The organism is Arthrobacter sp. 05L421, assembly GCF_056397785.1.
Genome location: NZ_JBFTOC010000028.1, coordinates 25,206 through 37,318 on the forward strand (window position 1 = coordinate 25,206; position 12,113 = coordinate 37,318).

General features: G+C 66.7%; 12 protein-coding genes, 1 tRNA gene and 1 pseudogene. 8 read left to right on the plus strand and 6 right to left on the minus strand.

Annotated features, from left to right (window positions below; all coding sequences use genetic code 11):
• Positions 1-211: 211 nt before the first annotated feature.
• The 6 genes from AC1DKQ_RS20475 (at position 212) to AC1DKQ_RS20500 (ending at position 5,230) form a co-directional block, all read left to right on the plus strand.
• Positions 212-1,702, plus strand: a complete 1,491-nt coding sequence (locus AC1DKQ_RS20475; RefSeq protein WP_476886213.1) for a glyceraldehyde-3-phosphate dehydrogenase — start codon at positions 212-214, stop codon at positions 1,700-1,702.
• A gap of 102 nt (positions 1,703-1,804) precedes the next feature.
• Positions 1,805-2,014 carry a hypothetical protein gene (locus tag AC1DKQ_RS20480; RefSeq protein ID WP_476886214.1) on the plus strand — a complete coding sequence of 70 codons (210 nt, stop codon included), beginning with the start codon at positions 1,805-1,807 and terminating at the stop codon, positions 2,012-2,014.
• Between the two features lie 109 nt (positions 2,015-2,123).
• A complete protein-coding gene (locus AC1DKQ_RS20485; protein ID WP_476886215.1) occupies positions 2,124-2,921 on the plus strand; it encodes an HNH endonuclease family protein in 798 nt (265 codons plus the stop codon).
• A 167-nt stretch (positions 2,922-3,088) separates the two neighbouring features.
• Positions 3,089-3,961, plus strand: coding sequence for a polyphosphate kinase 2 (gene ppk2 / locus AC1DKQ_RS20490; RefSeq protein WP_476920024.1), 873 nt, complete (start codon positions 3,089-3,091; stop codon positions 3,959-3,961).
• Positions 3,962-4,051: 90 nt separating this feature from the next.
• Positions 4,052-4,510 carry a DUF1579 family protein gene (locus AC1DKQ_RS20495; protein WP_476920025.1) on the plus strand — a complete coding sequence of 153 codons (459 nt, stop codon included), beginning with the start codon at positions 4,052-4,054 and terminating at the stop codon, positions 4,508-4,510.
• Positions 4,511-4,519: 9 nt separating this feature from the next.
• Positions 4,520-5,230, plus strand: coding sequence for an alpha/beta fold hydrolase (locus tag AC1DKQ_RS20500; RefSeq protein ID WP_476920026.1), 711 nt, complete (start codon positions 4,520-4,522; stop codon positions 5,228-5,230).
• 154 nt (positions 5,231-5,384) lie between these two features.
• Here AC1DKQ_RS20500 and def read toward each other — a convergent pair whose 3' ends face one another.
• The 4 genes from def to orn form a co-directional block, all read right to left on the minus strand.
• A complete protein-coding gene (gene def / locus AC1DKQ_RS20505) occupies positions 5,385-5,957 on the minus strand; it encodes a peptide deformylase (RefSeq protein ID WP_476920027.1) in 573 nt (190 codons plus the stop codon).
• Positions 5,958-5,995: 38 nt separating this feature from the next.
• Positions 5,996-7,150 carry an acyl-CoA dehydrogenase family protein gene (locus AC1DKQ_RS20510; protein ID WP_476920028.1) on the minus strand — a complete coding sequence of 385 codons (1,155 nt, stop codon included), beginning with the start codon at positions 7,148-7,150 and terminating at the stop codon, positions 5,996-5,998.
• A 204-nt stretch (positions 7,151-7,354) separates the two neighbouring features.
• Positions 7,355-7,427, minus strand: a tRNA-His gene (locus AC1DKQ_RS20515).
• A gap of 192 nt (positions 7,428-7,619) precedes the next feature.
• Positions 7,620-8,252, minus strand: coding sequence for an oligoribonuclease (gene orn, locus AC1DKQ_RS20520; RefSeq protein WP_476886221.1), 633 nt, complete (start codon positions 8,250-8,252; stop codon positions 7,620-7,622).
• Positions 8,253-8,421: 169 nt separating this feature from the next.
• On the opposite strand from orn, the gene mptB reads away from it, so the two are divergent.
• The gene (mptB, locus tag AC1DKQ_RS20525) at positions 8,422-10,047 is read left to right on the plus strand and encodes a polyprenol phosphomannose-dependent alpha 1,6 mannosyltransferase MptB (RefSeq protein ID WP_476886222.1); all 1,626 of its coding nucleotides are present in this window, start codon (positions 8,422-8,424) and stop codon (positions 10,045-10,047) included.
• Here the strand turns inward: mptB and AC1DKQ_RS20530 are convergent.
• A pseudogene (locus tag AC1DKQ_RS20530) lies at positions 10,040-10,463 on the minus strand (DNA alkylation repair protein). The gene mptB and the pseudogene AC1DKQ_RS20530 overlap by 8 nt on opposite strands.
• Positions 10,464-10,540: 77 nt before the next feature.
• On the opposite strand from AC1DKQ_RS20530, the gene map reads away from it, so the two are divergent.
• A complete protein-coding gene (gene map, locus AC1DKQ_RS20535; RefSeq protein ID WP_476886223.1) occupies positions 10,541-11,308 on the plus strand; it encodes a type I methionyl aminopeptidase in 768 nt (255 codons plus the stop codon).
• Between the two features lie 9 nt (positions 11,309-11,317).
• On the opposite strand, the gene AC1DKQ_RS20540 is transcribed toward map, so the two are convergent.
• Positions 11,318-11,941, minus strand: coding sequence for a GNAT family N-acetyltransferase (locus AC1DKQ_RS20540; protein WP_476886224.1), 624 nt, complete (start codon positions 11,939-11,941; stop codon positions 11,318-11,320).
• Positions 11,942-12,113: the final 172 nt, after the last annotated feature.

Below are 12,113 nucleotides of genomic sequence, written 5' to 3' on the forward strand. Positions count from 1 at the left end.
GCACCCGACCCTGCCGGGCCGCCCGTAGAATTGAGGGTGAACGTAGAAGTTCTGCCGCCGGGTCTGCGTTCGCAGCCGGCGGATTTTTCTTTGCGCTCGATGAGGCGCCCGGGGTGGACCGAATCCCTGCCGGTGCCCGGTACCGGACACCCTCCGGCGGCCGACTTCCCCTTACGAGGACGTAGGGGGTGGATTCTAGGAAGGTAGTTCTGTGAGCCAGACGTCAGATTCTTGTCTTGATACGTGGATGGGCCGTGAGGCGCTCGCCGAGGCCATGATCCCGGTGATCGGCCGGCTGTACCGCGAGAACAACGTGGTGACCTCCATCCACGGACGCAGCCTGATCAACAAGTCCACCATGAATATCCTCAAGGCCCACCGCTTCGCCCGCCGGATGAGCAAGGAAGAACTGCGCCTCGAGGAGACGGCCCCGCTGCTGGAGGCCCTGACCAAGCTGGACCTCGGCGCAGCGGCGATCGATATTGCCCGCCTCACCGAGAAGTACCGCGCCGAGGGCGACGGCGCCAGCCTCGATGCCTTCCTCCGCGAGGAACTCGCCGAAGTTGTCGGCAAGCGCGGCGGCGACGACCGCACCAGCACCGACGTCGTCCTCTACGGCTTCGGCCGCATTGGCCGGCTCCTGGCCCGGCTCCTGATCGAAAAGGCAGGCGGCGGCCACGGCCTGCGCCTGCGCGCCATCGTGGTCCGCCGCGGGTCCGACAACGACCTCAGCAAGCGCGCGAGCCTGCTGCGCCGCGACTCTGTCCACGGCTCCTTCGAAGGCACCATCAAGGTGGACCTCGAAAACGACACCATCACAGCCAACGGCGTGCAGATCCAGGTCATCTACTCGGACAACCCTTCCACGGTGGATTACACGGCCTACGGCATCCACGACGCGCTCGTCGTGGACAACACGGGCCGCTGGCGCGACGCCGAGGGCCTGTCCCAGCACCTGAAAAGCAAGGGTGTTGCCCGTGTTCTGCTCACCGCCCCGGGCAAGGGTGAGCTGAAGAACATCGTGCACGGCATCAACCACGGCACCATCGCCGACTCGGACACGATCGTCTCGGCGGCCTCCTGCACCACCAACGCCATCACCCCCGTGCTCAAGGCGATCAACGACCGCTACGGCGTGGTGCACGGGCACGTGGAGACAGTCCACTCCTTCACCAATGACCAGAACCTGATCGACAACTTCCACAAGGGCGACCGCCGTGGACGTTCTGCCGCGCTGAACATGGTGATCACCGAGACCGGTGCCGCCAAGGCCGTCGCCAAGGCGCTGCCGGAGCTGCTCGGCAAGCTCACGGGCAGCTCCATCCGCGTCCCCACCCCGGACGTGTCGCTGGCCATCTTGAACCTGAGCCTGGAAAACGGCACCACCAAGGACGAAGTCAACGACTACCTGCGGGAAATGTCGCTGCACTCCGAGCTGCGCAAGCAGATCGACTACATCGATTCGCCCGAGGTTGTCTCCACCGACTTCGTCGGCTCGCGCCGGGCAGGCATCGTCGACGGCCTGGCCACGATCTCCAACGACAAGAACCTCGTGCTGTACGTCTGGTACGACAACGAGTTCGGCTATAGCTGCCAGGTGGTCCGCGTCATGGAGGAAATGGCCGGGGTCAACCCGCCGTCCTTCCCCGCCAAGGACGCCGCCTCCATTCTCGAGGCCGCCGGGCTGCCCGTAGAGGTCTAGTCCGCAGGCGCAATGTCCCTGACCGGGACATCTTCCTCTTTTCCCGGCTGATTCCCGGCCAACGCACTGGAATCAGCCGGGAATGGCAACCACAATGTAGCCATGGAACAGAACCCGGCAATTGAACACGAGACCACCCTGGAACACGCGCTGGACGTCGCACGGAGCAACGCGAAGGAAGCGAAGCGGCTGCTGGACGACGCGATCGTCAAACGCGACGCCGGCGAAGTCAACGACGACCGGGTGAGCCAGCTCCAGAGCCTGCTGGATCTGGCCAACGACGACCTGAAACGGGTCACGCGGGAACAATAGCCCGAGGGCTTCCGCTACCGGTCCCCAACACTGTGGACAACCTCCTGGGTGTCGGGGCGCCCGCATAGGCTCGGGGCGTGCAGTCAGAACGCCGCCAGCGGCCGCCCTCATGACCGTCACCTGGACGGAATTCCGGCGTGCCCGGCGCCGCTCCCGCCAGGCGTGGATTCTTCTGGCAGCAGCCGGGCTGGCGGTCCTCGGCGGCCTGGTCTGGTTCTTCACGGCCGGCCAGTTTGCCGCCGGGGAGCCGCAGACCACGGGTCCCAGCGAGGCCCCCGTACTTGCCGGCAGATGGATGAACGCGGTGGACCCCGTCCGGGCCGTGCCGGAGGGAAGTGCCGCCGGCGTGCTCGACACCCTTGCGGTCAAGGGGCGGTCGGCCAGGGACAACTATGACCGCGCCGCGTTCGGCCAGGCCTGGCTCGATGTCGACCGCAACGGCTGCGATACACGCAACGACATCCTCCGGCGCGACCTGGCCGCCGCCGAATTTGTCCGTGGCTCCCGGTGCCAGGTGGCCGGCGGCACGTTCCAGGAACCCTACACCGGGCGCATGATCGCGTTCCGGCGCGGCGCCGAGACCAGCGCAGCGGTGCAGATCGATCACGTCGTGGCGCTCGGCGACGCGTGGCAAAAGGGCGCCCAGCAGCTCACCGCGCAACAGCGCGAACACCTGGCCAACGATCCCCTCAACCTGATCGCCGTCGACGGTCCCGCCAACCAGGACAAAAGCGCCTCCGACGCCGCCACCTGGCTGCCGCCCAACAAGGCGTTCCGCTGCCACTACGTGGCCCGGCAGATTTCCGTCAAGGCCGCCTACCGGCTGTGGGTCACGTCCGCCGAGAAGGAAGCGATGAAGCGGATCCTCACATCGTGCCCCGGGCAAGCGACGATCGTTCCGCGGTGACGGCACTGTGTCCTGTCGTGCCGTGTCCTGCGCAGGGATCCATGGCCTACGAATGGGGGTCCGCCCGTCGCGGCTTCCGGACTCGAGGACCCTTGTAGCCGTTCTGCTACCCCGCGAGAATGGGCGTGGCGGGACAAGCCGCCCGCCGGAATACTGGAGCGGAAACCATGGCACATCGCACGAACGAGTCTGGCAAGGGGCACGCCGGTCACAAGAAGGGCTCCGCAAGACGGCACGCCCGGCTCAACGCCGGAATCTACGAGGCCGAACTCCTTCGGCTCCAAGCAGAACTGGTTGCCCTCCAGGAGTGGGTCCGGAGCACCGGGGCGCGGGTCCTCGTCATCTTCGAGGGTCGGGACGCCGCCGGCAAGGGGAGTGCGATCAAGCGGGTCACGGAATACCTGAATCCGCGGTTTGCCCGGATAGTGGCATTGCCGGCGCCGACGGAGCGCGAACGCGGTGGATGGTACTTCCAGCGCTATGTGGCGCATCTCCCCGCAGCCGGGGAAATCGTCCTGATGGACCGCTCCTGGTACAACCGCGCCGGCGTCGAACACGTCATGGGCTTTTGCACCCCGGCGGAGCACAAACGCTTCATGGCACAGTGCCCGGTTTTTGAACGGCTCCTCATCGAGGACGGCATCCTGCTCTTCAAGTACTGGTTCTCGATCAGCCATGCGGAACAGGAGCGAAGGTTCAAATCCCGCCTGGATGATCCCATGCGGCAATGGAAGCTCTCGCCGATGGACCGGGAGGCAATCTTGCGGTGGGAAGACTACTCGCGGGCCAAGGACGACATGTTCGTGCAGACGGACACCATTGAATCACCGTGGTACGTGGTGGAAGCCGAAGATAAACGCCGGGCAAGGATCAACCTCATCGCCCACCTGCTCTCCAGCATCGATTACACCGAAGTGCGTACGGAGCCGGTGACCTTGCCGGCGCGGCCGAAGGCCATCAACTATACGCGCCCGCCGCGGGAACTGTTCCGCTATGTCCCGGACTTCGCAGCAAGCCTGGAAAAGCGGGCCGAGGACTGAGTGGGAGGCGAACTCCCGCCGGGGAGGCCTGCCGGCTGTGGGTCACGCCCGCGGAGAATGGGCCAATTGACTTGCTCAGTAGACTGCAGCATGGACATTGTGCGATACATGACGCCGTTGCTTGGCACGTGGCAGGGAATAAACCGCTCCCGGATCATGCCCACGGACGACTACAGGGACTCGGCGGCCACCGCCACAGTGGAGGTGACCGCCGCGTATTTCGGGAGCCTCACCTACACGTGGTCGGACGGCGAGAGCCCGCAGGCAGGCCTGTTGCTCGTGGCCGGCGGGGCGACCGACGCGGAGCCCGCCACTGCGGTGTGGGTGGACTCCTGGCACACGGGCAAGGCGCTGATGCAGTTCTCCGGGACCGTGGACGGGGACGGTGTCCTCCGGCTCAACGGCTCCTACGCGGCGCCGACCGGCCCGGACTGGGGCTGGCAGATCCACATCCACCCGGGGGAGGGCCAGGGCGGACGCATCACCATGCACAACGTTGTCCCAGCTGAGGACCCCTACCAGGTGGTGGAGCTGGTACTCGAACGGTAGGGTACCGGCATGGACATCATCCTCGTACCCGGATTCTGGTTGGACGCCTCGTCGTGGGAGAAGGTCACCCCGCCGCTCACCGCGGCCGGGCATAAGGTCTACCCGCTGACGCTGCCGGGCCTCGAGTCGGCCGATGCGCCGCGCGCCGGGATCGGCCTGCGCACCCACATCGACGCCGTCGTGGCCAAGATCGATTCCTTCGATGCCCCCGTGGTCCTTGTGGGCCACTCCGGCGGCGGAGCCATCATCCATGGCGCCGTCGATGCCCGCCCGGACCGGGTGGCCCGGGCGATCTACGTGGACAGCGGTCCGCTCGCCGACGGTGGCGTCATCAACGACGAACTCCCGGCCGACGGCGACGACGTGCCGCTGCCGCCGTGGGAGCTCTTCGAGGACGCGGACCTCACCGACTTGACCGACGACGTGCGCGCCATGTTCCGCGCCCGCGCCGTCCCGCAGCCCCGCGGCGTGGCCCAGGACCGGCAGCAGCTCAAGGATGAACGCCGTTTCGACGTCCCGGCCACCGTCATCGCGTGCGAATTCCCGTCCTCGATGCTCAGGGAAATGATTGCCGGGGGCCACCCGTACGTCGCGGAACTCGCCCGGATCCACGACGTCGACTACGTGGACCTGCCCACCGGTCACTGGCCGCAGTTCACCAAGCCGGCCGAACTCGGCGACGCCATCCTGGCCGCCGTCGACCGCACGTCGGGGAGCTAGCGGGAGGGGTCACGGCACAACTGGGAAACTCCGCCGAAATTCCCCACCTTTGGGACCCGCCACCGGCGCTTCCCGCCAAACCGCCGGCGATTTTCTGTGCATCGGCGGCAAAGGTGGGGAAAATCCGCGTACAGCCTCGCCTAGTTGCCCGGCGTCAGTGGCCGAACGGGTCCGGATCCACGCCCGGCATCCAGGTCAGGCCCGGAACGCCCCAGCCGCTGCGCTTGGCCTGCTTCATGGCCTTGCGCGCATAGCGGTCGATCAGCCGGTTCACGTAGAGCTTGCCATCGAGGTGGTCGTATTCGTGCTGGATGACCCGGGCGAACCAGCCGGTTGCCTCGAAGTCAACCGGCTTCCCGTCACCGTCGAAGCCCTGCACCCTGGCCCACTCCGCCCGCTTGAGCGGATACTGGCCGCCCGGGAAGGACAGGCAGCCTTCCTCTTCCTCGTCGGGGTCCGGCAGCGCGCCGGAGATCTTGGAGAGCGTCAGGACAGGATTGACCACGACGCCGGTGGGCGGGGCGCCGTCGTCGTTCTCGTACTTGTACACGAAGAGCCGCTTGCCGACCCCCACCTGGGGGGCGGCCAGCCCGACGCCGTTGGCGGCGTCGTTGGTCTCGAACATGTCGGCGATCAGGGTGCGGAGCTCGTCGTCGAAGACTTCGACTTCCGCGGCCCGGCGGTGCAGCACGGGCTCGCCCCAGATCGTGATGGGCAGGACGGTCATGTCGGTAACGTTCCTCAGGCTGGTGGGGGTGCGGCGGCTCAGCCGGCGATGGTGCGGCCGACGACGTCGCGCATGATTTCGTTGGTGCCGCCGAAGATCGTCAGCAGCCGGGCGGCGAGGTAGGCCTGGGCCACCGGGTATTCCATGATGTAGCCGTAGCCACCGTGGAGCTGCAGGCAGCGGTCCGTGACGGATTTGGCCCGCTCGGACGCCCACAGTTTGGCGCGGGCAGCGCCGGCCGCGTCGAGCTCACCGGCGTTGAAGGCCAGCATGGCCTGGTCCACGTACGTTTCGGTGACCTCGACCTCCGTGAGGATGTCGGCGAGTTCGAAGCGGCTGTTCTGGAAGTCGATGATCCGCTCGCCGAACGCGTTGCGCTCCTTCGTGTAGCGGACGGTCGCCTCGTAGGTGGCGCGCACGACGGCGGAGCTGGCCACGGCGATCGCCAGCCGGCCCTGGGGGAGCTGTTCGGCCGCGTACTGCAGGCCCTTGCCTTCCTCGCCCACGAGATCCGCGTGCGGGACGCGGACGTTGTCGAAGAACAGTTCGGCCGTGTCGGACGCTTTGAGGCCCATCTTGTCCAGCTGCTTGCCGGTGTTGTAGCCCTCGCCCTTCTGGACCATGAAGAGCGAGAACGAGTCGTGGTTGCCGCGTCCGGTGCCGCCGTCGGTGCGGGCCAGGACCATGGAGGCATCGCCAGAGATGCCGTTGCCGATAAACGTCTTCTGGCCACTGATCAGCCAGTCGTCGCCGTCGCGCACGGCCTTGGTGCGGATGCCGCGCAGGTCGGAGCCGGCGCCCGGTTCGGTCCAGGCAACCGAGGTGACCTTGTCGCCGGAGACCATGCCCGGCAGCCAGCGGGCCTTGAGGTCATCGGAACCGTAGGCAAGCAGGTGGGGGAGGACCATGTCGTCGTGCAGGTGGAACGCGAGGCCCACCGCGAGGTGGTTGCTCTTGGCGAATTCTTCGTCGAGCACCGCCCGGAAGCGGTAGTCGGACATTCCCATGCCGCCGAACTCTTCCGGCACGGCGAGGCCAAGCAGGCCCTGCTCGCCGGCCGCCGACCACAGCTCCCGGGACATCATGTGCTCTTCGTCCCACTGGGCGTAGTGCGGGGCAATGGCGCGCACGTTGAACTCGGCGGCCATCTCACGAAACATCTCGTGGTCTTCTTCAAAGAGCGTGCGCTTCACTGCGTTTCCTTCCAATGACAGATCCCGGGACAACTGCGCCGTACTCCGAGCCCTTCGCGGCCGGCCCGTACAGCGGCGATCGAGCACCAGCACAGAAACGGACACAGGCACGGACGAATAACTCAGCACAGACAACAAAGGCCGCACCGGATATCCGGTGCGGCCTTTGGAAAAGGTCGGACAATCACTGCCGTCCTTCATGAGGGTGAGCGACGGGGGTTGAACCCGCGACCTCCTGGACCACAACCAGGCGCTCTGCCAACTGAGCTACGCCCACCATGTGCCGTATCAGGCCCTCCGGCGAACCGGCTGGCTGGAAAGGCAACGACAAATAGTTTACCTGCTGTTTGGGGATGGTTTTGCCACTTTTGCGGTTTTCATCAAAATTTCCGCGAAACGTGGCGCAGATTACTTTCCTGCGCCACGTCCCGGCGGCGGTGAATCGCCGGCGGGTACCTGCGGCGTGCCGCTACTCCGCCGGGGCGGGCGCGGCGGCGTCGCCGACCATGACACGCTTGGCGATCCGCTGGGCCGTGGCACTGTCCGGTCCGGGCGCGGGGACAAACACGGCCTCGCGGTAATACCGGAGTTCGTCGATCGAGTCCTTGATGTCGCCGAGGGCGCGGTGTCCGCCCAGCTTGGCGGGGGACTGGAAGTAGGCCCGGGCGAACCAGCGGCGGGAGAGCTCCTTGATGGTGCTCACATCGATGACCCGGTAGTGCAGGTGCTCCACCACCTCGGGCATGTCGCGGACAAGGAACACGCGGTCGGTGCCCACGGAGTTTCCGCCGAGCGGTGCCTTCCTCGGGTCCGGCACCCATTTCTTGATGTAGTCGAGCACCGCTGTCTGCGCCTCGGCCATGGTCTTGCCGTGCGGGAGCTCTTCAAGGAGGCCGGACCGAGTGTGCATGTCCCGGACAAAGTCGCTCATCTGGGCCAGCGCGGCGTCGTCGGGCTTGATCACGACGTCGACGCCGTCACCGAGGATGTTGAGTTCCGAATCGGTCACCAGGGCGGCCACCTCGATGAGGGCGTCATTCTTGGTGTCCAGGCCGGTCATTTCGCAGTCGATCCAGACGATGCGTTCGTTAGTAATAGGCACCCGCCCAGCCTAACCGTTCCGACGCCACGGAGCCGTCCGGTGCTAGGATTTCGGATACGCGGCCGTCGAATTATTTTGTCAACTTAATTCGTGAACGCGGTGCCCCGGGCCGTACAACGCGGCCGGCTGTGGGCGGAAATATGGCCCCAACAGATTGGACGATCCTGACATGACGGCGCCTGTGCCTGCGGCGGGGGAAACGGCTGCCGGTATGTCCCGCACGTCAACCGCCCGCCCCTCTGCATCCGGCCGGTCTGCTCTCAGCCCGGCTGAGTTCACCCCGCTGGGGGACGGTGCCGTAGGCGACGTCGACAACCCCCGGTCCCCGATCCTTGCCGGGTTCCTGGGATCGCTGTTCATGACGATCGGTTCGATGGGCGTCGGCTGGCTCGCTCCCGCCTCCGAGCTTCGCCGTGTTCCGCTGTTCATCTGGATGCGCACCGAGCCCTTGGGCGTCGCCCTGTCCATTGTCCTGCTGGCCTTTGGCGGCATGTTGCTGGTCCGCGCTTGGCTTCGGCTCGGCCAACGAGTCCGGGTATGGGGAGCCGGGGCCCGCAAGGCCACGCTCCAAGCGACGGCGGCCTGGGGCCTGCCCCTGATGTTCTCCGTGCCGCTGTTCAGCCGCGACGTCTACGCGTATATCGGCCAGGGCCGGCTCATGGTGGAGGGCTTCAACCCCTACGAAAACGGCATTTCGGCGTTGTCCAACTACTTCCAGCTGGGCGCCGACAGGATGTGGACCGAGGCCCCCGTCCCGTACGGCCAGCTGTTCCTGTGGATCGAACAGTTCGTGGTTTGGGCCACCAACGTGCACCCGGAAGGCAGCATCATGCTGTTCCGGGTGGCCGCACTGGTGGGCGTGGTCCTGTGCGTGATCTACGTGCCGAAACTGGCCGAGCTGCACGGCGTGAACCCGAACCGGGCCTTGTGGCTGACGGCAGCCAACCCGCTGTTCCTCACCAACTTCATCGCCAGCGTCCACAACGACTCCCTCATGATCGGCCTTGCCCTCGCCGGCCTCTATTACTGCGCCACCCGCCGGGTCATCCTCGGGATCGTGCTGGTCACGCTGTCCATCTCGGTCAAGCCGATCACGGTGGTCTTCCTGCCGTTCATCGGCCTGCTCTGGGCTGGCAAGGGCGCCAGCTGGCCGCGCAAGTTCGTCTTCTGGGCCCTCACGGCCGGCATCAGCCTGGCCCTGCTGTATCTCATGAGCCGGGTTAATGGCTTCGGCTTCGGCTGGATCAACGGGCTGTCCGCCCCGGGCAGCATCTGGATCTGGTACGCGCCCGTTGGCCTGATGGGCCTTATCGTGGCGTCCATCGCCAACACCTTCGGGCTCGACGGCTGGGGGCTGGCTAAGTGGGCGTTCGACGCCGGCAAGCTCCTCGCCGTGGGGATCGTCGCCTGGCAGATCTTCCGCGGTGACTACGATCGCCTGATGCGCCGGCTCACCCTGGCGTTCGCCGCCGTCGTGCTCCTGTCCCCGATGATCCAGTCCTGGTACATCGTCTGGCTCATCCCGCTCTTTGCCGTCACCGGCATCCGCGATGACTGGCAGGTCAAGGCGCTCTACTTCATTGTGTCCTTCTTCATGGTGTACGCGATCTCGGACCAGCTGGACGTCTTCCCGTACCTGCAGACCGCGGACCTGGGCCTGGCCCTGGCGCTGGCCCGCAACGCCGCGGCGATCATCGCCCTGCTGTTTGCCCTGTACCTGATCTTCCTGGACCCGAAGACCAAGCTGCTGTTCAGCAAGTCGGACGAGCCGGTCACCACGCGGCCGATCATCTAGCGCTGATTCTGGTTGCCGCCAGGTTTCTGAGCGCCTCCTTGCGGGAGAGCGGGCTGAGTTCGTCCCAGTGCCGCTGCACGAACGCCCGCACCCAGGCCGGATCCGTCCTGGCATACTGGCGCAGCGCCCAGCCGATCGCCTTGCGGATGAAGAACTCCGGATCATTGAGGTTGGCCTCAATCACGGCGGCCAAGAGAGCCGTGTCAGTGCCGGCCTTCGCCCCCAGTTGCGCCGTGATGGCGGCCCGCCGGGTGGGCCGCGGCCGCGGCCTTGACGATCGCGCGGACCTCGGGAACCCGCACGCCCAGGGAGGGCATCTGCGACTTCATATAGGCCTGCGCCCCCGCGGCGCGGCCTGGATCGGCGGCCGCGTGCAGGCGGACGCGGATCGCGTCAATCAGTTCAGTGGTGACCATGAAGCCACTGTAGACATCCCTCGGCGGGCTTTAGAGTTGAACCCAGCAAGCCGCGGCTCCGCGTCGGAAGGAAACCCATGTCCATGATCAAGAGTCCTGAAGAGATCGCCCTGATGCGCGAGGCGGGCCGGGTGGTTGCCAACACGCTGGGGCGGGTCCGGGAGGCCGCCGCCGTCGGCGTCTCGCTCAAGGAACTGGACGACGTCGCCGCGGCGTCCATCGCCGGTGCCGGCGCCACGCCGGCGTTCCTGAACTACCGGCCGCGGTGGGCCTCAGTGCCGTTTCCCGGGGTCATCTGCACGTCCGTCAACGACGCCGTCGTGCACGGCATCCCGAACGAGTACCGGCTGCAGGACGGGGACCTGCTGAGCGTAGACTGCGGCGCGTTCCTGGAGGGCTGGTGCGGCGATGCCGCCGTCAGCTTCATCGTGGGGACCGCGGACCCGGTGGACCAGGCGCTCATCGAGGCCACGGACGCCGCCTTGGCCCGCGGGATCGACGCTGCAAGGATCGGGAACAAGATGGGGGATCTCGCCTACGCGATCGGCGGGGCGGCGCGCCGGGCAGGGTACGGACTTCTTGCCGACCACGGCGGCCACGGGATCGGCCGGACCATGCACGCCGAGCCGCCCGTACCGAACGACGGGCGCCCCGGCCGTGGCATCAAACTGACCGAGGGCCTGGTCATCGCCATCGAGCCGATGCTGATTCTCGGCCGCAAGGACGATTATTACCATGACGACGACGAATGGACCCTCCGTTCCGCGAACGGTCGCCGCGCCGCGCACAGCGAGCACACCGTGGCCATCACCGCGGACGGGCCCGTGATCCTGACGCTGCCTTAGGGCCCCGCGCTAGACGCCAGCCGGCGGCGGTGATGTCAGGCGGACGACGGCGTGTCCGGGCACAGCGTCGCTGGCCACCGTGAAGCCGGCGGCCAGGAAGAGCCCCAACGTGCCGTGATAGAGGTCTGCCGGGCCCGCCTTGGGCCGTTGCGCGTGATCGACCGGGTAACCCTCCACCACCCTGGCACCGTGGGCGAAGGCGTGATCGGCGGCGGCCGCAAGCAGTGCCCGCGCTACGCCGGTCCGGCGCTGGCCGGGGGAGACGACGAAACAACTGACCGACCACGCCGGGTTCCCGCCGGCATCCCGGACCACGTCAGGGGCGGTCGTCAGAACTTTCGAGCGCAGGATCCTCGGATAGCATCCGCGGGGCTCGACGGCGCACCAGCCCACGGGGTTCCCGCCGCGGAAGGCCAGGACTCCGGGCGCAGGCTGGCCGGCGTCGAACTTGTCCCGCAGCTGGCTCTTGCGCTCCTCAGGGGTCGACGCGGACCACTCGCTGCCGGTCAAGGCGAAGAACCGGCACCAGCAGCGTGAGGGTTCGCCGCGGACGCCGAAGAGGCGCTCGACGTCGGGCCAGTCCGCCGCGGCGGTGGTAATGGCTCCCTGGCTCCGGGGCTCTGCTTCGCTCATGGAAAGAGGTAGCGCCTGGCGGCCTAGACGATATGAAGTGTGGTGATCGCCTGACGTAGGACTGGAACCCCGGGTTCAAAGAGGTTCGTGGGTTGCCGGTCCACGGTCTGTTCCGCAATCTGGTGCGGGGTGTGGACTGGTAGAGCCACATTTGAACGTCTGGAGGTTCCAG